Here is a 21,741-nt window from a genome sequence, read left to right on the forward strand (position 1 = left end):
CTGGCCCCCACGGGCACCACCGTCGCCTACGACGCCGCCACCACGTCGACGAAGGTCGCCTGGGCCAGGAACAAGGAGATGGACCTCGCCGGGGTCACGCGCGAGGGTCATTCCCCGGGCGCGGACCCCATGTGCTTCGCGAGGTTCGGGTAGCCGGTGATCTCCCACCCACCGTCGACGACGAGCGAAGTGCCCGTGATGTACGACGCATCGTCGCTCGCGAGGAAGAGCATGGGCTTCGCGATCTCGACCGGGTCGGCGGCGCGGGTGAGCACGATGCTGTTGCGGAAGTCCTCCATCAGGGCGGGGTTCTCGGTCATCGAGTTCGTGAGCGGAGTCTCGACGAGCCCGGGAAGCACCGCGTTGACACGGATGCCTCGTCCACCGAGCTCGAGCGCCGCCGACTTCGTCAGCATCTCGGCTCCCGCCTTGCCGGATGCGTACGCCGCACCGAACCACATCGGCACGTGCGCGTTGAGGCTCGCGACGTTGACGATCGCACCGCCGTCGGTCATCGCCCGGGCTTCGTGCTTGACCGAGAGGAACACTCCCTTGAGGACGAGGTCGACGGTGAAGTCCCAGTCCTCCTCGGACTGGTCGACGATCATTCCCGCGCGCGACGCCCCGGCCACGTTGAAGGCGGCGTCGAGACGACCGAATCGGTCGATGGCCGTCGCCACCGCTGCTTCGACATCGGCTTCCTTCGTCACGTCGCACACCGCCGGAACGTAGTTCTCGGCCTCATCGCCCGGCTTGAGGTCGGCGCCGACGACCCGGGCTCCGTCGGCGAGCAGCAGATCGACGACCGCTCTGCCGATACCCGAACCCGACCCCGTGACGAGGGCCACCTTGTTCTCGAACCGTGCCATGACAGATCTCCCTTCGTGCGATGGATGCTGCCAGGCTAGGCACCGCGGATGCCGCGGGACAGGCACTCGCCCTTCACGACGGGCCGGACTACACTCCCGCCCACCCGTATCACTCCCGCCCACCGCACGACCCCATGACGCCGAGACTGCGTCGGGAGGCCGAGACTGCGGGTAATACCCACGGTTTCGGCGGCCCGATGCGGTCTCGCGGGAGGCCCGATGCGGTCTCGCGGGAGAAAGGGGCCGCGAACTTTGCACACGGAGGTGGGAGCGTCAACCCCTTGGACGCCTTTGCGCTGACGGTGTGCGATGGATCCACACGCGAGGAGATCCCCGCGCTGTCCGAGACGAAGGAGACACCATGGGTCTGGACGACAAGATCTCGAATGCGGCTGAAGACATGAAGGGCAAGGCCAAGGAAGGCGTCGGCAAGGCCACCGACGACAAGGGCCTCGAGGCCGAAGGCCACATGGATCAGGCGAAGGCGGGCCTGAAGAAGGCCGGCGAAGACGTCAAGGACGCCTTCAAGTAAGCCGCCGCAGACGGAAGGTCGGGACGCATCGTCCCGACCTTCCGTGTTCCCGGCGAGATCCTGCACGATTCGCATGTCGGATGCCGGCGCTACCGTGCCGTCATGAACCTCGAGCTCATCGAACTCAGCGCTGAGAACCTGGCCGCCGCACTCCGCATCCCTCCGGCAGTCGGCGAGAAGGCGAATGTCGCCCCCGTCGTCTACTCGATCGCCGAGGCGTACGTCACGCCCACCGCGTGGCCGCGACTCATCGCCGACAACGACGACATCGTCGGGTTCGTCATGGCCAATTGGGATCCGAACCACGAAATCGAGGCGTTCCGCGCGGGAGTGTGGCGCCTCAACGTCGCTGACGAGGCGAAGCGCCGGGGCATCGGCCGATTCGCCGTCGAGCAGGTGGCCTCCGAAGCACGTCGGCGGGGCATCGAGAAGATCACCGTCTTGTGGGAGCCGGGGCCCGACGGGCCGGAGCAGTTCTACCTTCGCCTCGGATTCCGCAAGACGGGTGAACTGTTCGGCGAGATCGTGGGCGAACTCGACGTCTGACCCCGACGCGGCCGCACCGGCTCGGGAACCTGACCGTTCCTCGTTCGAAGATGATGTCCCCTTGTCAACCCGGTGCTGCGGCCGCGCCGTCGGTGCAGTGTGGAGATGAGGAGGCCCATGGCTGAGCGATTCCGCAATTGGTCGGAGAGCGTCGAATTCGCCTACGAGAGACGAGCACGACCGAAAGGCGAGAAGCACCTCCGGCGTCTCGTCGCCGATGCGCGCGCACGCCGGCTCTGCGTTCGTCCGGTGGGGTCCGGGCACTCGTCGACTCCGCTCGTCCAGACGCGTGACACGCTGGTCGACTTCGGTCGCTTCACCGGGCTCGACTCCCATGACGTCACGGCGATGACCGCGTCGGTGGGGGCGGGCACAACCCTCGAGGACCTCGGGGGCCTGCTCGAGGACGTCGGGATGGCCATGGAGAACCTCGGCGACGTCGCGTACCAGACGATCGCCGGCGCGGTCGGGACGGGAACGCATGGGACGGGCCTGGGACTCGGAAACGTCTCTTCGACCGTCGTCGGCGGCCGCCTCGTGACCGGGACCGGCGACCTCGTGCCCTTCGGCGTCGAGGCCGGCACCGACGGGACCGACGCGATGACTCGAGCGGCGCAGGTCTCCCTCGGGTCGCTCGGCATGTTCACGTCGCTCACGTTGCGGGTGCTCCACGCGTATGACCTGCATCGGCGCAACGTCATCGCCGGCACGGACTGGGCGATCGACGAGTTCGATCAGCTCACCAGGACGAGCCGGCACATGGACTTCTACTGGTATCCGCGACGCGACGAGGTCAAGCTGCGGTTCATGGACCTGCCGGGTCACCTCGATCTCATCGACGTGCCGATGCGCGAGCGCAAGGCGAACGAGATCGGCCCGAGTCACCGCATCATCACCAACCGACGTGAACTGCGGTTCGACGAGATGGAGTACATGTTTCCGCTGGAGCGCGGCATGGAGGTCTTCCGCGCTGTGCGGCAGCGAGTCATCGAGCGTCACCGGCAGCACGTCGGCTGGCGGGTGCTCGTGCGCACGGTTGCCGGGGACGACGCCATGTTGAGCAATTGCAACACGGGGCCGACCGTGACCATCGCGCTCCTGCAGAATTCCGTGCTCGACCACGACGACTACTTCTCCGACATGGAGCCGATGTTCCTCGACTTCGGCGGTCGACCGCACTGGGGCAAGAAGCACACGCGCACGGCGAGCGATCTGCGTCGCATGTATCCGGAGTGGGACGAATTCCAACGCATCCGACGCCGGCTCGACCCCGACGGAGTCTTCATGAACGATTATCTGCGCACGCTGTTCGAGGAGGACGCATGAATGCCCTCGGATCTCGCACCTGGGTCTTCTCCGGCGGTTACATGCCCGTGGGCTCGACCGGATCGGAGCCCGAGTTCACGAGCCGAGACGAGCTCTGCCTCCTCAACACCGGCGGCGTCGATGCGAGCATCGAGGCGACGGTCTACTTCGAGGACGACGGGCCGTCGGGACCGTACCGCCTCACCGTGGCGGCACGACGCGTGTGCCATGTGCGGATCAATGATCTGATCGACCCGCACGCGATTCCCCTCGGTGTGCCGTATGGGCTCGTCGTCTCGAGCGACCGCCCGATCGTCGCTCAGCTGACGAGGTTCGATACGAGGCAGGCCGCATTGGCCAGCACCACCACCCTCGGATTCCCGCACGACGGGTGAAGTTTCGCCGTGAATCGACGAGGACCGGGACTGGCTGGGGTGGTCGTGCGCGTCCGTCGTCACGGCGGGTCGGTCATCGCGGCCGCCGTCGCCGCGGCGCTCGCCTATGCCCTTGCGTCGGCGCTCTTCGGCACCGAGAACGCCTTCTTCGCGCCGATCGCCGCCGTCATCTGCGTCGGTCTCAGCGGCGGGCAGCGGGTGCAGCGCTCACTCGAGGTCCTCGGCGGTGTCTTGGTGGGAGTGATCGCCGGCGAGCTCGTGGCTCTGCTCGATCTTCCCGTCGCGGTCCTGCTCGGGGTCACGGTCGCGGTGGCGATGGGTGCAGCCGTCGCCGTGCGCGCCACGGCGCTCTTCACGAACCAGGCCGCGGTCGCAGCCGTTGTGACCCTGGTGCTCACGCCGATCGCCCAGGCGCCCCCGTTCCTGCGCATCGCGGACGCGCTGGTGGGCGGAGCGGTCGCGCTCCTCATCGCCGTGGTCGCGGCCTTCCGCGGCGACCGGCTGCTGGTGAGCACCGTGTCAGCCGCCACGGATGAGCTCGCCGACACGCTCGAGAGAGTTTCGGCGGGGCTGAGCAGACCCGGCGCCGATCTCGACGCGCTCGTCGCGGAGGTCTTCAAAGCGACAGGAGCGGTGGCCGAACTCGACGACGCGGTGAGAGCATCGCGCGAGAGCGTTCGCTTGGGCAGGCGCGGGCGGAAGAGCGCGCATCTTCGTGTCCGCGCCGTGCGGGTGCGCGACGAGTGGTTCGCACTGACCTCGGCGCTGGTCTCCCTCGCGCGAGCAGCGCGTGCCGTTCATCGCAACGACGAGGACGCGACGGATGCTGCGATCCGTGTGGCCGCACTCGCCCGGGTCGTCCGGGGTGTCGGCCAGTGGGCGACGGCGGCGGCCGACCCGCAGGCGACGTTGGCGCTGCGGAGCGAACTGCGGGACGTCGGCCGTGCCATCACCGCCCAGCTGCGCGACGACACGACGACGGCGGTGCGGGTGCTGCTGGTCTCGGCACGTTCGGCGCTCGTCGACCTCATGCGGATGACCGGAATGACGCACCGCGAATCCGTCGCTGTCGCCAGTGGCCGCGATGGACGGCGCGATGACCCCGCGACCTGAAGACGCGCACCTGCTCGTCGGCCTCGGCTCGACGAAGATCCCACGACCCGGACGAACGCCTTCCGCGGGCATGAATCGGCCGTTGTAGTTCTTTCGTACCGTCTGATCGTCTCGGGTAGCCCAGGGCTCTACGATCGATTGCCAAAAGGCGAGGAGAAGTCATGGTCGCACTCGATCGGCGAACGAAGATGTTGGGCCGCCTGCTCAGAAGGACCTCAGTGACGAGGCGCTCCGAGGAGCAGATCCTCGCAGACCAGCGCCGGGTGATCGGCCATAACCCCCTCACGGACCTGCTGCTGGGCGGTCTGGTCAAGGGCGTCTCGGTCCGAGACACGACCGCGGCGGGCGGCGACGGTCCGATCGCGGTGCGCGTCTACCGCCCGACCAGTCTTCAGGGCACTCCCCCGCTCGTCGTGCTCATCCACGGGGGCGGGTGGACATCCGGGTCTCTCGACACCTACGACTGGCTCGGGAGCAGCATCGCCAGTGGCGTGCAAGCCGTGGTGGCCTCGCTCGACTACCGACTCGCGCCTGGAGCGCGTTGGCCGGCCGCTGCCGACGACTCGTATCACGCCATCGTCGACCTCGTCGGCCGGGGGTCTGAACTGGGCGTGGACGCCTCCCGCCTCGCAGTCGTCGGGGACAGCGCCGGCGGAAACCTGGCCGCCGTCGTAGCGCTGATGGCACGCGACCGGTCTGGTCCGTCCATCGCGTTGCAGGGGCTGATCTACCCGGTGACGGATCTGACGCTCGCAAGTCCGTCGATCGACGAGAACGCGGACGCCCCGATCCTCACGAAGGCGGACCTCCTTGCCTTCCGGGGTCACTACATGGCCGACCAGGACCCGCGGGACCCGTACGCATCCCCCCTGTTGGCCGCGGACTTCGCTGATCTGCCGCCGGCCTTGATCCAGGTCGCGGAGCACGACCCGCTCAGGGACGACGGCTTACGGTACGCCGCCGCCCTCCGGAAGGCCGGGGTCCCCGTCCGCACGACGACCTATGTCGGCATGCCTCACGGGTTCATGGCGTTCCCCCGTATCAGCAAGGCCGTTCCGCAGGCCCTCGGCGAACTATGCCAAGAACTGCGCGTCGCCCTCTTCGAGAACCAGTGAGCCGGGTCGCATCGGCTACTCTCGCTTGCATGCGGGAGGTGACGACGCAGTCGCGTGATGCTCAGCTGATGGCGGATGCCGTCGACTGGACGACCGCGCGGGGCGGGTTCGAGCTCGGCTTCGGCGGCCTCGTCGACTCCCAGTTCGCGCCACTGAGCGCTTACTCGAACACGATCGGGCGGAGCATCCACGGCCTGGGGATCCAGGCCGGTGAGGGCCTGGGCGGCAAGGTCATGGCGACCCGGTCGCTGAGGTACACCACAGACTACCGACAGGCGAGATCGATCACCCACCGCTACGAGCGCGAGGTCGCGGCCGAACACATCGTGACTCTCGCGTCGGCGCCCGTCGTCGTCTGCTCGCGCGTGCGGGCGATCTTGTACGGCGGCTTCCGCATCCCCACGCAGATCGGCGCCAAGGCACTGGACGTCCTGGTCGCTGCGGCGCAGCGGATGAGTTGGGAGATCTCCGTGCGGGACGAGGTCGATCATCGCGTCGCGCAGCTCGTCGCGCAGCAGCGGGACCGCGGCGACGCCGACGGCGAGTCCCCGGCACACCAGAACGTTCTCCCTTCCGTTGACCCTCACCTGACCGTGCGCGAGCTGGATGTCATCGCGTTGGTGGCGACGGGCATGCGCAACGCCGAGATCGCGCAGCGGCTCAATCTGCGGGAGACCACGGTGAAAGGCCACGTGTCGTCGGTGATGCGCAAGGTGGGGGCCCGGTCTCGGCTCCAGGCAGTGCTGTCCGCGAAAGCAGCGGGCCTCATCCCCTGACCGACCGCAGGAGCACCTACCAAAGTACGGGTTTGCTTGCGAATGTCGGGCGCACGCGTGAACCTCGGATGCAGCCTGCTCGATCACGATGATGAGGACGACGACGATGTCCGCACACACCACGGAAACCTCCGCAGCCGTCAACTACACACCGCTGACCCCGCTGTCATTCCTGCGGCGCTCGGCGGAGGTGTTCCCGACCAAGGAGGCGATTGTGTACGGCGCCCGGCGCTGGGACTACGCCGCGTTCCGTGCGGACGCCGAGTCTCTGGCAACGGCCATCCGCGCGAGGATCCATCCCGGCGACCGTGTGGCGTTCCTGGCACCGAACATCCCCGAGACACTCATCGCGCACTTCGCCGTCCCGCTGGCGCGCGGTGTGCTCGTCACACTCAACTCCCGCCTGTCAGCTGCGGAGATCGGGTACATCCTGGAGCACTCGGGAGCCAAGCTCTTGTTCGTCGACGCCGAACTGCTGGCGACGGCGGAAGCGGCGGCCGAAGCGCTCACTGCGCCGCCGGAGATCATCTCGATCGCCGATCCGGAGTTCGGAGCGCTCGTCCCCGAGGGTGCGACGAGCTTCACGGCGTTCGTCGACAGCGCCACCCACGGCGACCCCGAGTCGCTGTCATGGGAGGTCTGCGACGAGCTGGAGACCATTTCCATCAACTACACCTCCGGCACGACAGGGCGCCCCAAGGGCGTGATGTACTCCCACCGCGGCGCATACTTGAACGCTCTGGGCGAGCTGATCCACAACGGCTTCGGCCGAGACAGCACCTACCTGTGGACGCTTCCGATGTTCCACTGCAACGGATGGTGCACGCCGTGGGCGGTCACCGCCGCCGCCGCCACCCACGTCTGCCTACGCGCCGTACGCCCCCAGGCGGTCTGGGATGCCATCGACGAGCACGCCGTGACCAACCTGTGCGGGTCGCCGACGGTGTGCTCCACGATCGCCAACGCCGACCAGGCGCATCCCCTCGACCGGCGAGTCCGCATCACGACCGCGGGCTCCGCCCCCTCCCCCACGATCATCGAGCTGCTCGAACGGCTGAACTTCGACGTCGTGCACGTCTACGGGCTCACCGAGGTCTATGGACCGTTCACCATCAACGAGCACCAGCCGGCGTGGGACGAGCTGCCCGCCGCCGACCGCGCCGACCGCGTGGCCCGGCAGGGCGTGGCGATGATCCAGGCCGATGCCCCACGCATCGTCGACGAGGACATGAACGATGTCCCCCGTGACGGGGTCACCGTCGGCGAAATCGTGCTGCGCGGCAACAATGTCATGCTGGGCTACTTCCACGACGACGACGCGACCGCGGCGGCATTCGCGGGAGGGTGGTTCCACAGCGGTGACCTCGGCGTCATGCACCCCGACGGCTACGTCGAGCTGAAGGACCGCGCGAAGGACATCATCATCTCGGGCGGAGAGAACATCTCCACCATCGAGGTGGAGAACGCGATCCTCTCATTCCCGGCCGTGCTCGACGTCGCCGTCATCGGCATTCCCCACGAGCGCTGGGGGGAGCGTCCGCTCGCGTACGTCGTGGCAAGGCCCGGCCTGTCGGTGCAGGTGGGTGAGCTCCTCGACCACGTTCGCGGTCGGCTTGCCGGCTTCAAGGTCCCGGATGCTGTGAGGATCGTCGAGGAACTGCCCCGCACGGCGACCGGAAAGGTGCAGAAGTTCGAGTTGCGCAATGCGGGCTGACTACGGCGACGTCCCCGCGACGGCGCCGTACCCCAATCTGCTCGACGATCTCTCCGACGAGTCGGCCAGTCTCGTCCGAGTCTCCGAGCAGCGGACGAAAACTTTGACGATGGACTGTCGGATCTCACGAGAGTTGTCAGATCCTGGGAGGGGCTGACCTGGGTATTTCACGGTGTGTCTACAAGGCTCGGTGCCCGCGTGTCTCACCGGACGTGCCATGAATCGGCTGAATCGCCCCACCCAGACACGCCCCGTGTCTCCCGAGGGATGATCGAGGCATTGGCGCGGGAACCGTAGGAACTCAACGCGAGGTACGCGCTGTGTGGGTGTTGGTCTTGGCGTCAGCAAGAAGGATTTCCGGTGATCAACGTGGGCCTCACCAACCAGAATCGTTCTTGCGTCTGACGGCGGGTCCCGGTCCTGTAGCCGCTACCCCGATGTCCACATCTCGTCGACTAATGTCTCCAGTTCGGTCCGCCCCTTATCAGTCAACGAATTATTGACGTACACGATGACGATCCAGTCAGACTGATGTACGTCAGATGACGAGGACGCAAATACTGCCGCGCTCTCCTTGGAGCTGAATCGTAGGAGCTGGACGGTCGGCGACTCGTACCCTTCGATGCATCCGTTGACTTCTGCGCAGAGCTCGACGGTTTCGTCCTGTATGCCTTGAAGCGCTTCCGAAGCGTAGCCGCCGTTCTGAGACGCTGACGCCAGGATCTCGGCAATGCTGAGATCCTGGCGGGAGTCTCGTTTGACAACCCACACCCCCAAGCCAACGAGAACGGTGAGGACGAGCGCGACCGCGAGAACGAGCGCGATGACCATGCGCCTATTCGTTCTCCGCGTTCTAGCTTGCGTCATCAGATCACCAGTTGCACTTGTGGTTCGCCACGTTGTTCAGCCAGTTCGGGTTACTTGACCGCCAGCCTTCCAGGTCCCAGGAACTCCCCCCGGTCCATGGCGTGTAAGCACCGAGCACGTGGCAGTCGTACTGCTGGCGATAGGTCGCCTTGTTGTTCACGGCCGGAATCTTGCCGCGCAACTCATCCCAGCCTGCGCCTTTCAGAATTGCCTGACCGGCGGCCCAAGCACCGATCCCGCCGAAGTCGCGAGCGGAGGAGCGCAACGCGACTCATCCAATCGCGAGTGTATCGGCCCCGGACCGCCACCCGCGGATGACACGGCTGCGCGGCGCGGCTTCATCTGTCTTGCCCGCGATGCCGGGAAGAACCCTGGGCCTCGGAGCAGCACTACGCGGCGCGCCGAGCACCGGACAACTGGAGTGAGAATCTGACAACTGGAATGAGACGACTCGACAGGTCCGTGAAAATCGGACAACTGGAGTGAGACACGACATGGACACGGACGATCACGAAAAGATAACGGCGGGCCTTCCCTTTCGTTACCTCGTCGTTATAGAGTGATGGCGGCAGTTGTTTGCTGTGGCAGCTGCCGACATGTGATTGCAGGACACTCTTGGTGCAAGGGACAAGGGCCGGTCGGGAGCCTCTCCGACCGGCCCTTACTCGTGCCCTTCGAGGGGCCTGCGGCATCCGTTCCTCCACCGATTGACGAGGTCGGGAGTTATCCACAGTTTTCAGGGCTGATCTGGTCTCTTCCGACTCCGATGTCGGAACCCCTCACCACAATTGAGGGTATGACAACACAGGTGGATGCCGCACTCGAGACCCTCGACGGGCTCGCGCAGGCGCTCGCCGAAGTGCTGTCCCCCACGCTGACCGAGGCGGGCCAGCGCGCGATGTCGAACGACCAATTCCTCGTGTTCACTCGTCTCGTCGAATCGATCGGACGCCGGGTCGATGCGGCACGCGTGATCGGCGCCGCCGAGATGGAACGGCGCACGACGCCCGATGGCACCCGATTGGTGCACGCGCTCGGCTGCACTTCCGCGACCGAGGCACTCACGCGGCTCACGGGCGTGTCGACGGCGACGGCTCGTGCGCGGTTGCGCGCGTCGCGTCCCATCGCGCCGTCGATGAGCTTGACGGGTGAACACATCCCCGCCGCGTTCCCCCGGCTCCGCACGGCGCTCGAAGAGGGAAAGATCGGGATCGACAGCGTGACCGCCATCACGACCACACTCGGCCCGATCTCGACACGGTGTCACCCGACCGAGCTCGCGGCCGCCGAAGAAGAGCTCGTGGGCGCCGCGGTCGGTGCTGCCGGCGAGCCCTCGTGCGATGCGGACACCCTCCGCTGCCAAGCGCAGGTCTGGGCACTCGTCCTCGATCCCGACGGAGTGCTGCCCGAATACGAACGCGCCGCCCGCCGGCGCGGCTTCACGCTCGGGCGCGTGCGCGACGGCCTCATCCCCGTCACCGGCGGTCTGCTGCCCGACGTCGCCGCGCAACTGCAGCGCTTGTTCGATGCGAACATGTCACCCCGCGTCGCGGGCGCAGCGACCGAACACACAACGACCGAGGGCACAGCGGCCAAAGACACAACGACCGGGGGCACGGCGACCGAGTCGATCGGGAGCACGGCGACCGAGTTCGTTGGGGGTCCTCGATTCGTCGAGTCTCACGAGCCCGACGAGTTCGCCGAAATCGATACGCGCACCCGTGCGCAGAAGCAGCACGATGCGCTCGCGGCGATCCTCGGGGTCGCCGCACGGTCGACCGAGAGCCCGTCGATCGGCGGCGCGGCGCCGGCACTGCTCGTCACGATCTCAGCCGCCGAGCTCGAAGCCGAGAATGGCGTCGCGTTCGTCGACGGCACCGATCAGCACCTTCCCGCCGCCGTCGCCCGACGTATCGCGTGCTCCCACGGCACCCAACGCGTCGTCCTCTCCGACGATGGCCGCATCATCGAGCTGGGATCACCGCAGCGTGTGTTCACGGGTCATCAGCGCCGCGCGATCACCGTGCGAGACGGCAACTGCATCATTCCCGGATGCCACGTCCCCGCCGTCTGGTGCGAAGTGCATCACACCATCGAGCACTCACGAGGTGGTCCGACCCACGTCGACTTCGGGGTCCTGCTCTGCTGGCACCACCATCGCACCCTGGAGACGAGCGGGTGGCGGGTGCGGATGGTCGACGGCATCCCCGAGGTCAAGGCACCCCGCCATATCGATCCGCTCCAGCTGTGGCGACCCGTGCGGCGCTCGGCCGCCGTCGAGTTCGAACGACGACGACGAAAGCGGGCGGGATGAGCGCGTCACACGCCCCCGCCGCCGCCTCCTCCGCCGCCCCCACCGGCAGAGCCACCGCCGCTCGAACCCCCAGAGGTCGACGACGACGACGCGGTGCTCGCCGAGAGGGTCGAGATGCCGGCCGAGAAGGAAGCCGCGTTGAATCCGCTCGTCCCGGCGTACCAGCCGGGCGAGTGCCCGTCGCCGTAGAGCACGGCGAGCTGCTGCGCCCACTCCTTCTCCTGGCCGAACACGACGGCGTACGGCAGCAGAGTCTCGTACAGCTTCAGCATCTGACGGGGATCCTGCGTGTCGACGGCGACGCGCTCGGCACCGGCGGGCGACTGCAGCATCCGGATCCGGTCGGCTTCGGCCCACTCGATGAACTGCTGCAGCCCGCGAAGATGATCGCGCGCCTCGGCTCCCGCCGACGTGAGCGGCTTACGCGAGACGAGCACGACCGTGACCAGGACAGCAAGGCCCGACGCCACCATGAGCGTGATCGGCACGGCACCGTCGACGCCGCCGTCGAGCGCGACGAAGCCGAAAGCGAACACCAGCACGGTGGCCGCGATCGCACCGAGCACGGCGAAGTACCGCGACGGCGACACCCGTCGCCACAGTCCGCGGGCCGTGAGCTGCTTCGTCGCGGCAGCGATGATGCCCTGCGCCGCCGTCGAGAACCTCGTGTCGGAGCGCCCGAACTCGAACGTGTCGCCGGGCTTTCCGTCGGGAAAGAGCCCGTGCAGCAGCATGAGCCCGTCGCCGTCGGCGCGCGACGGGTCCACGAGTTCGGCGGTGAGCGGGGCGCGCCCCGTGAACCGCCGCGATTCTCCCTCGACGATCCGGATGCTGCCCACGACGGCCTGTTCCAGCACTTCGGCCGGAATCGCCTTCGACGTGCGGTGCAGAAGCACGGCGCTCTCGAGCGCATCGATGCCGGGCGGCGGTGTGTACTCGGCGATGATGGTCGGCCGGCCCGGGTCATCACGCAGTCGCCGACCCCGCACGACTCCCGCACCGACCAGCGCGCCGACCACTCCGAGCCCTGCGATGCCCTGCAGCCAGCCCCACGGCGACGCGAGATACGAGGCGTCGAACGCCGAGAAGGTTCCCTCGTCAAACGCGACCGCTATCGTCATGGTCTCGCGGGGATCCAGGGGTCCCGCCGTTGCGACGATCCCGCCCGCGGCGGCATCCGTCTCGATTCGGCACGTGTCGCTCGAGCCCTGGCGTCCGACGTAGCACGACGCCGCCCCCGTCGCGGCACCGGCGAGCGCAGGATCGAGGGTCAGGCGTGCCGTGACCCGCCCGAACGGCTGGGCCCACATCGTGCCGTTGACGTTCCAGTAGAACTCGTCCGCGCGCGTGTCCGCGAAGAACCGCGTGACGTTCTCGAGCTCATAGGCGAAGACGTAGGTCTGCCGACCGTGCACGTAGTCGCGGGCGCGCGAAGTCATCGAGAACCATCCGTCATCCGATGAGGTCTCCTCGGCGCGCGCAGCGCCGTCCCCGTCGGTGATCGAGATCAGACGCGGTCGCAGGGGACTCCCGAGATACTCGTCGGGAATCGTGCGACGCATGCCGCGATTCTGATCGTGTTCGGGGAACACCGCGACGTAGGTCTCGGTCACATGCAGACGGCTCGTGCCATCGTCGGCGCGTGACAGGACGTAATCGACCTCGAGGCTCTCGAACGTGAAGTCTTCGACGTCCGCGGCCGCCGAGGCCGTCGCCGGGGCGAAGGTGGCCAGCAGAATCGCCATCATCGCGAACACGATGAGACGGGTCCGATGCGAGGGGGTGCCGACGGCGCGCGTCATGCAGAACAGCCTATGTGCGCGGCCAGGTCGTACCCTTGACGCCATGACAGATCGCCGTCTCGCCATCGCCGCCTGGGAAAGCCTCTTCCGCGCACAGCACGAGATCTTCGCAGAGATCAGCGGCGACTTCGAAGACGCCGGCCTCGTGCAGGCCGAGTACGACGTGCTCCTCACGGTGACGCGCGCCAAGGACCGCACCGCGCGGCTGCGAGATGTCACGGCCAACATGCTCATCAGCCAGCCAAGCGTGTCGCGCCTCGTCGACCGCATGGTCGCGCGGGGACTCCTAACGAAAGCGCCGGATCCCGAAGACGGCCGCGGCTCGCTCGTGCGGGCGACCGACGACGGCGTCGCGGCGTTCCGCCGCATCGCGACCGCCCACGGATCGTCGATCGCCGAGCGCATGTCGGTGCTCAGCGACGACGAACTGGTTCAGCTGCGCGACATCACGACCAAGCTTCGGGCATCCGGACGTCCGCGCTCCTGAGGTCTACGGCGTGCGCCGCCGCAGTGTCACCGACGCGAGCACCAGGGCACCGAGCGCGAACGCACCGACGATGAGCAGCGGACCGAAGACGTCCCACCCCTGTTCCCCCGCCATGACGGCGTCGATCGTGTCGATCGCATAGCCGAGCGGCAACCAGTCCGAGATCGCGTGCAGGACATCGGGCATGTCCTCGCGCGGCATGAACAGACCGCCGAGAAGAATCTGCGGGAACACCAGCAGCGGCATGAACTGCACCGCCTGGAACTCGGTGTGTGCGAACGCGCTCGCGAGCAGCCCGAGCGCACTGCCGAGGACCGCGTCGACGATCGCCACGAGGCCGAGCTGCCACAGCGGACCATCAACACTCAGGCCGCACACTCCGACGGCGAACACGACCGTCACGACCGCCTGCAGCATCGCCATGAGCCCGAAGGCCAGCGCGTAGCCCGCAATGAAATCGGCCTTGCCGAGCGGCGTCGTCATGAGCCGCTCCAGGGTGCCCGAGCGCCGCTCGCGGAGCGTCGTGATGGAGGTGACGAGGAACATCACGATGAACGGGAACAACGCCAGGATCGCCCCGCCGAACTGATCGAAGACTCCCTCCTGCTCGCTGAACAGCCACGCGAACAGTCCGACCAGCAGACTCGGCGCGACGAGCATGAGCGCGATCGAGCGCGGGTCGTGGATCAGCTGCGTGAGCACCCGGCCCGCCGTCGCGAGCGTCCGCGCGCCGATCACGCACGGCCCCCACCGGCACGGCGTGAGCGGGCCCGTCGCCGGGTGAGGGGAGGAGCGGATGCCGCGCCGTCATGCGCCGCCGCATCCCCCGGACGCGCCCCACCGCGCTCGACCAGCGCGAGGAACGCGGCATCCGGATCCGGCGCCCCAGTGTCGCGCAGAAGCCCCTCGGGCGTCGTGTCGGCGATGATCCGCCCCTCGCGCATGAGCAGGAGCCGGTCGCACCGCAGCGCCTCATCCATGACGTGACTCGACACGACGAGCGTCACGCCGTCGTCGGCGAGGTCGCGGAACAGCTCCCAGAGCTCGGCGCGCAGCACAGGATCCAGCCCCACGGTCGGCTCGTCGAGCACGATGGGCTCGGGCGCGCCCAGCATCGCGACGGCGAGCGACACCCGGTTCTCCTGACCGCCGCTGAGCGATCCGACTCTCTGATACCGCTGTCCGGTCAGCCCGACCTGCGCGAGCACGCGGTCGACATCGCCGCGCGAAGCCTCGACCAGCCGGGCGAAATAGCGCAGGTTCTGCTGCACCGTGAGGTCGCCGTACACCGAGGCCGCTTGCGCGTCGTACGCGACCCGACCGCGCAGCTGCTGCGACCCTGCTCGCTCCCCCAGGACGGTGACGATGCCACCCGTGACCTTCTGCACGCCGACGATCGAGCGCATGAGCGTTGTCTTGCCGCATCCCGACGGGCCGAGCAGGCCCGTGATCTGGCCGCGCGGGATCGTCACATCCAGGCCTGCGAAGATCTCGGATCCGCCGCGCCGCACGCGAAGATCCCGCACGAGTACCGCTTCTGCGACCACGACATTCGCCACGGCGCGATTATCGTTCCGGGCAGGGTACGGGTCAAGGCACCGCGCTCACCAGCGGTTGTGCACCTCCTCGGCCCACCCGAGCACACCGGCGAACGGGATCGAGACACCGTCCTGCGTTTGGAAGGTTCCGTCCCAGTGCCCGAAGCACTGATCCGTCGCGCTCGCGACGACGCCGAGATTCGTGCGCGTCTCCTTGTTGTGGAACGGAGTGAAGGATGCTGCGAGCCCGCCGCCGACGACCCGCCACGGTCGTCGCCAATCGGCGATGTCGTAGTCCCACACGAGCTCGTCGTGGATCTTGTGGAGGCGCCCGTCGATGACCACGGCGTTCTCGGTGGACCCCGTACCGTCTGTCCACTTCGCCCCGACCTGGATGCCGATGACCCGGCCGTGCGAGATGCCCGACCCGGCACCCCAGTTCCACCGGATGTCGTACGGCCACCGCCCCCGGCCATGGTCGAGCACGGCCCACGACTCCCCCGCGGGCACATCGTACGAGACGCCCTCGATCGTGACGGTGCCCGACGCGGGGCGGGCGACGTCCTTGACGGTGTACTGGAATCGGGTGTCGCTCCACGGCACGACGACCGCGAGTCGCTCGTGCCCGTCGGGCAGTTCGGCGACGACGTCGAACGAGGCATCGGCGATGCGGGCACGCAGCCGTGTGCCCCCGGCTTCCGCGGGATCGATGTCGATCTCGAGGCCCTTGGCGCGCGCCTGCGCCGACCCCTCGCCGAGCGACGGCGGCAGAGTGAACCCGCGAGCCGGCAGCACCGTCGCCCCGTGACGCCACTCTCGCTCGGTCGCGCGGTCGAAGACCCACACCTCGTGCACGGCGGCGTAATCGATCGACGACACCGTGAGGGCGAGCAGATGCGTCGGGGTCGTGATGCCCCAGTACTCCCACCGCTTGTTGCGACCCCAGAACCCCGAGCCGATCCCGGCGGTGTCCACGACCGGCTGGCGCGCCCACCCGACGGCCGCGCGGTTCAGGCGCCCGTTCGGCAGCGTAAGCGGCACGCGCTCGATCAGCTCGGGCAGGGGCGTGGGGTTCATGGCTTCTCCACCTCGTGGGATCGGGCTGCGGCGCGCAGCCCGTCGTTGATGCGCCGCATGGCCTGTTCGGGCACCTTCACGAACCGCCGGTCGTAGGTCACCAGTCCGTTGACCTCGTCCTCGACGTCGGACAGCTGCGTATACACGGTCGCCGCGAGACCTCGGGCGATCGCGGGTTCGATCTCGCGCACGTGCAGCCGCTCGAGCGCGGCGACGAGACGCTCGCGCGACCGGTAGCGGCGGTATCCGAACACGCGATCGCTCGCCGTGTGCCCGGGGACGGCGAGGCTGTAGCCGCCGTACTCGGTGACGGCGAGCACCCGCGCATCCGCACGACGGGGTGCCCGCACGGGACGGAAGTACACGTGCAGGCTCCGCACGTCGCCGGCCCCCTGATCGTGCCATCCGCTCGCGTGATCGATCGGACGCGTCGGATCCAGGCGCCGCACGTCGTCCGCGATCCGCGCGCCGTCGAACTGTCCCCAGCCCTCGTTGAACGGCACCCACAGCGCGATGGACGGCACGCTGCGCAGATGCTCGATCATGTCGTGCAGCTCGGTCTCGTACTGGTCCCGACCCGCGGCATCCGCTCGCCCGAACCTCGCGTACCGGCGGTCGTCGAGCGCGGGGGCGCCGAAGACGGGCGCCGTGATGACGAGCGGGTTGTAGCGCGTGCCGCCGTTGACGGCGTCCTGCCACACGAGCATGCCGAGCCGGTCGCAGTGGTGGTACCAGCGCAGCGGCTCGATCTTGATGTGCTTGCGGAGCATCGTGAAGCCCATGCACTTGGCCAGCCGGATGTCGTACTCGAGCGCGGCATCGGCGGGAGCGGTGTATCCGCCGTCGGGCCAGTAGCCCTGATCGAGCAGTCCGACGGGCAGGTACGGCTCGCCGTTGAGCAGCAGGCGCCGCCGGCCGGAGGCGTCCGTTCCGACGCCGAACGAGCGCATGCCGACGTAGGAGTCGACGCGATCGTCACCGAGAACGACGCGCACGTCGTAGAGGAAGGGGTCCTCCGGGCTCCACGCTCGGACGCTCCCCGTGAGAGCAACCCGCGTCGGCTCGCCGATCGGGACGGATGCCGTCGCCACGAGCTCGTCCGCCGCCCTGATCTCGACGGTGGCTCGATCCTCTGCCCGCGCGTGCGCGCTGCCGACCATCACCACGACCTCGCCCGCGGCGAGATCGGGCGTCAGGACGAGCGCGTCGACGGCGATGCGCGGCACGATCTCGACCCACACGGTCTGCCAGATCCCGGACTGCGGCGCGTACCAGATGCCGCCCGGCCGCGTGGACTGCTTGCCACGGGACAGCCAGGCGGCATCCGTCACATCACGCACCGCGACGACGATCTCGTGCTCGCCCGTGTGCGCGAGATCGTCGGTCACATCGATCGCGAACGGCAGGTATCCGCCCGTGTGGGCGCCCACCTCGACACCGTCGACCGCGACACGACACGACTGGTCGACCGCGCCGAAGTGCAGGATCACCCGCGCCCCCTCGGCGAGGGTGCGAGGCAGCGCGAAGCTCCGCCGATACCAGAGCGTCTCGTCGGCGCCGAGGACGCGCCCCACGCCGGACAGCTCGGTCTCGGGAGAGAACGGCACGACGATCTCGCCCTGCCACGCCGAGGGCGGGTTGGCCGGGTCGGCGACGGCCAGGGGATCGGATGCCGCGAAGGGCGTGACCGCGTACTGCCAGCGCCCGTTGAGGCTGCGCCAGTCGCCTCGCACGAGCTGCGGCCGCGGATACTCGGGCAGCGGCGCGTCGGGATCGAGGGCGTCCGCCCACGGTGTGCGCAGGCTCATGCGCCGACCTCGTCGACCGCACTACGGACGCGTCGCAGCAGCAGCACGGGGACGATGACGAGCACCGCGACGACGGCGGCCGCCGGGAAGATCCAGGGCGTGGGCACCTGCTTGACGACGCCCAGATCCGTGTAGGTCTCGTTCGCACCGATGATGACGGCGGCGCCGATGAAGGGACCGACGACCATCGGCACCAGCACGGCGGCGATCATGCGAAGCCCCTGCACGACGCCGACCCGGTCGAGGGGCGTCGCATCGCGCACGCTCGCGGCGATGGCGGCGACCGACAGCATGAAGCCGCTCATCATCACCGCACCCACGACGATGACGCTCACCATGTCGCGCGCGAACGCCATTCCGATCAGACCCGCGACGAGGATCGCCGTCGCGGGCAGGATCGCGCGGACCTTGCCGATCCGGTCGATGACGCGCCCGCCCAGGACGCTCGCGATCGAGGCGACGATCAGGACGCTGCCGAGCACGATCGCGTAGCCGTCGATGCGCAGGTACCGCTGGATGTAGATGATCAGGTACGGCACGAACACCTGCGTGCTCGTGCCGACGATCGCGTACGCGAGCAGCAGCAGATACAGTCGCGGGTTCGCCCGCACCGACGAGGGGCGCAAGCCGTAGACGACCGACGAGAGATATCCGTCGGCGCTGGGCGCGATGTGGACCGGATCGCGCACGAGGAACCAGGCGAGCACCCCCACGGCCGCCGTCGCGAGGCCCACGATCGCGAAGAACAGGCGCCACTCGCCCGCCTGCGTCAGCCCGTCGAGCGCACCGAAGACGAGGAGCATCGCCAGCAGCGGCATGATCGCGAGCACGCCGTCGACACGTCCGCGATTACCCGGCTCGGTCGACTCGGTCACCCACGCGTTGAAGGCCGCGTCGTTGGCTCCCGATCCGAACACCGACATGAGGCAGTCCAGGGCCACGATGGCGACGACCGCCGTGCCGACCGCGAGCGCGGCATCCGTGCCCGCCGTCGGCTGGACGAACCCGAACGTCGCCGTCGTGAGACCCCACAGGATGTAGCCGACCGCGATGAACGGGCGACGCGTGCGCGCACGGTCCGACCAGGCCCCCACGAGCATCGTGGCGAAGGTCGCGGCGATCGCCGAGGCCGCCACCAGGATCGCGATGACGGTCGGATCGGTCGAGATCGTGTCGTAGACGAACACGTTGAGGTACATGTTCTCGACGGTCCACGCGAGCTGCCCGACGAGGCCCAGCAGGACCACCGTGAACCACACGCGACCGGACAGCGGCGCGAGGCGCCGGGTGGGCTCGCTCGCGGGCGCGAGGCGATCTCGGGACATCGGCATCCTTGCTCACGATCCAGGGGGTGCGTTCGATCCTAGGCCGGAGATCCCCTGGAGCGGGATCAGCATTCGATGACGTTGACCGCGAGGCCGCCTTCGCTCGTTTCTTTGTACTTCGTCGACATGTCGATGCCGGTCTGACGCATCGTCTCGACGACGGTGTCGAGCGAGACGAAGTGCGAGCCGTCGCCGCGCAGCGCGAGCCGGGCCGCCGTGACGGCGGTCGACGCGGCGATCGCATTGCGCTCGATGCAGGGGATCTGCACGAGCCCGCCGACGGGGTCGCACGTGAGACCGAGGTGATGCTCCATGGCGATCTCGGCGGCGTTCTCGATCTGCCGATTCGTGCCGCCCATGACCGCCGTCAAGCCTCCCGCCGCCATGGCGCATGCGGAGCCGACTTCGGCCTGGCATCCGCCTTCGGCCCCCGAGATCGACGCGTTCGCTTTGAACAGCGAGCCCAGCGCCGTGGCCGTCAGCAGGAACCGACGGATGCCGCGCCGCCGGTTCGCCTCGGCGAGCGCGGCCGGCGAGCCTTCGACGAGCTCGGGCACGGGCGGGTGGAACCCCATCAGGGCACTGCCGACGAGCTCGCCGTAAGGGGTGACGGCATTGCCGGCGCCGAGGCCCGAGTCCGCGAGGAAGCGCCACCAGTACATCGCGACAGCGGGCACGATCCCCGCGGCGCCGTTCGTCGGCGCCGTGACCACGCGCCCGCCCGCGGCGTTCTCTTCATTGACGGCGAGCGCGAACGCGCCGAGCCATTCACCGGGAAGCTCACGGTGGCCCGAGGACTCGGCTTCGTCGAGTTGCGCGCGGATCGAGGCCGCACGCCGCTTGACCTGCAGGATGCCGGGGAGCACACCGTCGGCGTTCAGCCCGGCTCCGACGCACCCGGCCATGGCGTCCCAGATGCCGTCGAGCTTCGCCGCGATCTCGGTGTCGCTGCGCAGCGCCTGCTCATTGATGCGCGCCGCTTCGGCGATCGTGATGCCGCGCTCGTCGCACAGGGCGAGAAGCTCGTCGGCGCTGGCGAAGTCGAGCGGATACGCGTGAGCCTGCACGCGCGGCGGCTCGCCGTCGCGGCGGATGAACCCGCCCCCGACGGAGTAGTACGTCTCGCGCAGCACGAGGCCCTCGTCGGATACCGGCGCGGGGGGCAGCATCGCCGCCCCCGTCTCGCGGAAGACCGCTCCCGCCGCCGTGATCGGCCCTGCCGTCGAGCGAGACCACGCCTCGAGCGACATGGCGTTCGGGTGTCCCGGCAGGCGCGTGCGCGGCGCGAAGACGACGTCGCGCTTCGCGAACGGCACGCAGCGCTCCCCCGCGAGCACGAGATCGGCGCCGTCCGGCCAATCGCTCCAGGCCGACCGCACGGCATCCGGATCCACCGTCTCGGGTTCGAGTCCCTGCAGGCCCGCGACGATCGCGTCGGGCGTGCCGTGACCGATCCCCGTCGCCCCCAGCGACCCGTACAGCGTGCACGTGATGCGCGCGACGTCGCCGAGAAGTCCGAGCTCGCGAAGACGGGTCGCGAAATCGAGGGCCGCCCGCATGGGACCAACCGTGTGGGAGCTCGAGGGGCCTACTCCGATGGAGAACAACTCGAACGCCGAGACGTATGCGCTCACATCACCAGGCTACGTCGTCGCGTCACGGAAGGGGTGTTTCGGGGCCAACGGCGGTAGGATCGAAACTTCATCCGTTCACTTCGTGGAGGTTGCCGTGTCTGTTGCAGAAGAGCCGATCTGGCTGACGCAGGATGCCCTGAATCAGTTGCAGCAGGAACTGGACGATCTCACCAAGAGCGACGTCGCCGACGACGTCTCGTCGGCTCGCATCGTCGAACTGCGCGGCCTCATCCGCCGCGCGCAGGTCGGATCGATGGCCGATGACGGACTCGTCGAGCCGGGCATGCGTGTCACGGTCGAATTCGAATCCGACAACTCGCAGGAGACGTTCCTGCTCGGCGCCCGCGCACTGCTGGGCCCGGTCGGCGACATGGCCGTGTACTCGCCCGAATCGCCCCTGGGGCAGGCCATCGTCGGCTCCCACCCCGGAGACCGCCTGACCTATCGCGCCCCGAACGGCGTGAACATCGCCGTCAAGATCATCGCGGCCGTCCCCCACGGCTGACCGCCGATCGCTCTCGCGG

General features: G+C 68.3%; 21 protein-coding genes. 11 read left to right on the plus strand and 10 right to left on the minus strand.

Annotated features, from left to right (window positions below; translation table 11 throughout):
* Positions 1 to 107: 107 nt before the first annotated feature.
* Positions 108 to 869 carry an SDR family NAD(P)-dependent oxidoreductase gene (locus ACFC3F_RS08300; protein ID WP_376128417.1) on the minus strand — a complete coding sequence of 254 codons (762 nt, stop codon included), beginning with the start codon at positions 867 to 869 and terminating at the stop codon, positions 108 to 110.
* Between the two features lie 361 nt (positions 870 to 1,230).
* On the opposite strand from ACFC3F_RS08300, the gene ACFC3F_RS08305 reads away from it, so the two are divergent.
* The 8 genes from ACFC3F_RS08305 (at position 1,231) to ACFC3F_RS08340 (ending at position 8,365) form a co-directional block, all read left to right on the plus strand.
* Positions 1,231 to 1,401 carry a CsbD family protein gene (locus tag ACFC3F_RS08305; protein WP_376128419.1) on the plus strand — a complete coding sequence of 57 codons (171 nt, stop codon included), beginning with the start codon at positions 1,231 to 1,233 and terminating at the stop codon, positions 1,399 to 1,401.
* A 102-nt stretch (positions 1,402 to 1,503) separates the two neighbouring features.
* A complete protein-coding gene (locus ACFC3F_RS08310; RefSeq protein ID WP_376128421.1) occupies positions 1,504 to 1,947 on the plus strand; it encodes a GNAT family N-acetyltransferase in 444 nt (147 codons plus the stop codon).
* 117 nt (positions 1,948 to 2,064) lie between these two features.
* Positions 2,065 to 3,273, plus strand: a complete 1,209-nt coding sequence (locus ACFC3F_RS08315) for a D-arabinono-1,4-lactone oxidase (protein WP_376128423.1) — start codon at positions 2,065 to 2,067, stop codon at positions 3,271 to 3,273.
* Complete coding sequence (locus ACFC3F_RS08320) at positions 3,270 to 3,647, plus strand: sensory rhodopsin transducer (protein WP_376128425.1); 378 nt, start codon at positions 3,270 to 3,272, stop codon at positions 3,645 to 3,647. The genes ACFC3F_RS08315 and ACFC3F_RS08320 overlap by 4 nt, the downstream gene beginning before the upstream one ends.
* 45 nt (positions 3,648 to 3,692) lie before the next feature.
* A complete protein-coding gene (locus ACFC3F_RS08325; protein ID WP_376128427.1) occupies positions 3,693 to 4,760 on the plus strand; it encodes an FUSC family protein in 1,068 nt (355 codons plus the stop codon).
* 218 nt (positions 4,761 to 4,978) lie between these two features.
* Positions 4,979 to 5,875 (plus strand): alpha/beta hydrolase, encoded by an 897-nt coding sequence (locus tag ACFC3F_RS08330; RefSeq protein ID WP_376128429.1) that lies wholly within the window; start codon positions 4,979 to 4,981, stop codon positions 5,873 to 5,875.
* Positions 5,876 to 5,904: 29 nt separating this feature from the next.
* Positions 5,905 to 6,651: a response regulator transcription factor gene (locus tag ACFC3F_RS08335; RefSeq protein WP_376128431.1), complete on the plus strand. Its 747-nt coding sequence runs from the start codon at positions 5,905 to 5,907 to the stop codon at positions 6,649 to 6,651.
* A gap of 106 nt (positions 6,652 to 6,757) precedes the next feature.
* Positions 6,758 to 8,365 carry an AMP-binding protein gene (locus ACFC3F_RS08340; protein WP_376128433.1) on the plus strand — a complete coding sequence of 536 codons (1,608 nt, stop codon included), beginning with the start codon at positions 6,758 to 6,760 and terminating at the stop codon, positions 8,363 to 8,365.
* Positions 8,366 to 8,794: 429 nt separating this feature from the next.
* Here the strand turns inward: ACFC3F_RS08340 and ACFC3F_RS08345 are convergent, their stop codons facing one another.
* Both ACFC3F_RS08345 and ACFC3F_RS08350 read right to left on the minus strand, forming a co-directional pair.
* Positions 8,795 to 9,196 (minus strand): hypothetical protein, encoded by a 402-nt coding sequence (locus ACFC3F_RS08345; protein ID WP_376128435.1) that lies wholly within the window; start codon positions 9,194 to 9,196, stop codon positions 8,795 to 8,797.
* Between the two features lie 40 nt (positions 9,197 to 9,236).
* On the minus strand, positions 9,237 to 9,497 hold the full coding sequence (locus ACFC3F_RS08350) for a DUF2599 domain-containing protein (RefSeq protein ID WP_376128437.1): 261 nt from the start codon (positions 9,495 to 9,497) through the stop codon (positions 9,237 to 9,239).
* 531 nt (positions 9,498 to 10,028) lie between these two features.
* Here ACFC3F_RS08350 and ACFC3F_RS08355 point away from each other — a divergent pair.
* Positions 10,029 to 11,546, plus strand: a complete 1,518-nt coding sequence (locus ACFC3F_RS08355; RefSeq protein WP_376128439.1) for a DUF222 domain-containing protein — start codon at positions 10,029 to 10,031, stop codon at positions 11,544 to 11,546.
* A 5-nt stretch (positions 11,547 to 11,551) separates the two neighbouring features.
* Here ACFC3F_RS08355 and ACFC3F_RS08360 read toward each other — a convergent pair whose 3' ends face one another.
* The gene (locus ACFC3F_RS08360) at positions 11,552 to 13,348 is read right to left on the minus strand and encodes a DUF2207 domain-containing protein (RefSeq protein ID WP_376128441.1); all 1,797 of its coding nucleotides are present in this window, start codon (positions 13,346 to 13,348) and stop codon (positions 11,552 to 11,554) included.
* A 43-nt stretch (positions 13,349 to 13,391) separates the two neighbouring features.
* On the opposite strand from ACFC3F_RS08360, the gene ACFC3F_RS08365 reads away from it, so the two are divergent.
* Positions 13,392 to 13,835, plus strand: coding sequence for a MarR family winged helix-turn-helix transcriptional regulator (locus ACFC3F_RS08365; RefSeq protein ID WP_376128443.1), 444 nt, complete (start codon positions 13,392 to 13,394; stop codon positions 13,833 to 13,835).
* Between the two features lie 3 nt (positions 13,836 to 13,838).
* On the opposite strand, the gene ACFC3F_RS08370 is transcribed toward ACFC3F_RS08365, so the two are convergent.
* The 6 genes from ACFC3F_RS08370 to ACFC3F_RS08395 form a co-directional block, all read right to left on the minus strand.
* Positions 13,839 to 14,573, minus strand: coding sequence for an ABC transporter permease (locus ACFC3F_RS08370; RefSeq protein WP_376128445.1), 735 nt, complete (start codon positions 14,571 to 14,573; stop codon positions 13,839 to 13,841).
* On the minus strand, positions 14,570 to 15,394 hold the full coding sequence (locus ACFC3F_RS08375) for an ABC transporter ATP-binding protein (RefSeq protein ID WP_376128447.1): 825 nt from the start codon (positions 15,392 to 15,394) through the stop codon (positions 14,570 to 14,572). The genes ACFC3F_RS08370 and ACFC3F_RS08375 overlap by 4 nt, the downstream gene beginning before the upstream one ends.
* Before the next feature lie 45 nt (positions 15,395 to 15,439).
* Positions 15,440 to 16,450, minus strand: coding sequence for a DUF2804 domain-containing protein (locus tag ACFC3F_RS08380; RefSeq protein WP_376128449.1), 1,011 nt, complete (start codon positions 16,448 to 16,450; stop codon positions 15,440 to 15,442).
* The gene (locus tag ACFC3F_RS08385) at positions 16,447 to 18,258 is read right to left on the minus strand and encodes a glycoside hydrolase family 2 protein (RefSeq protein ID WP_376128451.1); all 1,812 of its coding nucleotides are present in this window, start codon (positions 18,256 to 18,258) and stop codon (positions 16,447 to 16,449) included. Before ACFC3F_RS08385 ends, ACFC3F_RS08380 begins: the two co-directional genes overlap by 4 nt.
* Positions 18,255 to 19,583: an MFS transporter gene (locus ACFC3F_RS08390; RefSeq protein WP_376128453.1), complete on the minus strand. Its 1,329-nt coding sequence runs from the start codon at positions 19,581 to 19,583 to the stop codon at positions 18,255 to 18,257. The genes ACFC3F_RS08385 and ACFC3F_RS08390 overlap by 4 nt, the downstream gene beginning before the upstream one ends.
* Positions 19,584 to 19,648: 65 nt before the next feature.
* Positions 19,649 to 21,217 (minus strand): L-serine ammonia-lyase, iron-sulfur-dependent, subunit alpha, encoded by a 1,569-nt coding sequence (locus ACFC3F_RS08395; protein WP_376128455.1) that lies wholly within the window; start codon positions 21,215 to 21,217, stop codon positions 19,649 to 19,651.
* A gap of 94 nt (positions 21,218 to 21,311) precedes the next feature.
* Between ACFC3F_RS08395 and ACFC3F_RS08400 the strand changes: the two genes are divergently transcribed.
* Positions 21,312 to 21,722 (plus strand): GreA/GreB family elongation factor, encoded by a 411-nt coding sequence (locus ACFC3F_RS08400; RefSeq protein ID WP_376128457.1) that lies wholly within the window; start codon positions 21,312 to 21,314, stop codon positions 21,720 to 21,722.
* The last annotated feature ends 19 nt before the right edge of the window (positions 21,723 to 21,741 follow it).

It is taken from the genome of Microbacterium sp. NPDC055910 (genome assembly GCF_042271185.1).
GTDB lineage: Bacteria > Actinomycetota > Actinomycetes > Actinomycetales > Microbacteriaceae > Microbacterium.

Coding starts and splice junctions, on each gene's coding strand:
- ACFC3F_RS08360 (WP_376128441.1), bottom strand. CDS start 13,348: ATGACGCGCGCCGTCGGCACCCCCTCGCATCGGACCCGTCTCATCGTG.
- ACFC3F_RS08305 (WP_376128419.1), top strand. CDS start 1,231: ATGGGTCTGGACGACAAGATCTCGAATGCGGCTGAAGACATGAAGGGC.
- ACFC3F_RS08310 (WP_376128421.1), top strand. CDS start 1,504: ATGAACCTCGAGCTCATCGAACTCAGCGCTGAGAACCTGGCCGCCGCA.
- ACFC3F_RS08335 (WP_376128431.1), top strand. CDS start 5,905: ATGCGGGAGGTGACGACGCAGTCGCGTGATGCTCAGCTGATGGCGGAT.
- ACFC3F_RS08380 (WP_376128449.1), bottom strand. CDS start 16,450: ATGAACCCCACGCCCCTGCCCGAGCTGATCGAGCGCGTGCCGCTTACG.
- ACFC3F_RS08315 (WP_376128423.1), top strand. CDS start 2,065: ATGGCTGAGCGATTCCGCAATTGGTCGGAGAGCGTCGAATTCGCCTAC.
- ACFC3F_RS08390 (WP_376128453.1), bottom strand. CDS start 19,583: ATGTCCCGAGATCGCCTCGCGCCCGCGAGCGAGCCCACCCGGCGCCTC.
- ACFC3F_RS08300 (WP_376128417.1), bottom strand. CDS start 869: ATGGCACGGTTCGAGAACAAGGTGGCCCTCGTCACGGGGTCGGGTTCG.
- ACFC3F_RS08365 (WP_376128443.1), top strand. CDS start 13,392: ATGACAGATCGCCGTCTCGCCATCGCCGCCTGGGAAAGCCTCTTCCGC.
- ACFC3F_RS08355 (WP_376128439.1), top strand. CDS start 10,029: ATGACAACACAGGTGGATGCCGCACTCGAGACCCTCGACGGGCTCGCG.
- ACFC3F_RS08340 (WP_376128433.1), top strand. CDS start 6,758: ATGTCCGCACACACCACGGAAACCTCCGCAGCCGTCAACTACACACCG.
- ACFC3F_RS08345 (WP_376128435.1), bottom strand. CDS start 9,196: ATGGTCATCGCGCTCGTTCTCGCGGTCGCGCTCGTCCTCACCGTTCTC.
- ACFC3F_RS08385 (WP_376128451.1), bottom strand. CDS start 18,258: ATGAGCCTGCGCACACCGTGGGCGGACGCCCTCGATCCCGACGCGCCG.
- ACFC3F_RS08320 (WP_376128425.1), top strand. CDS start 3,270: ATGAATGCCCTCGGATCTCGCACCTGGGTCTTCTCCGGCGGTTACATG.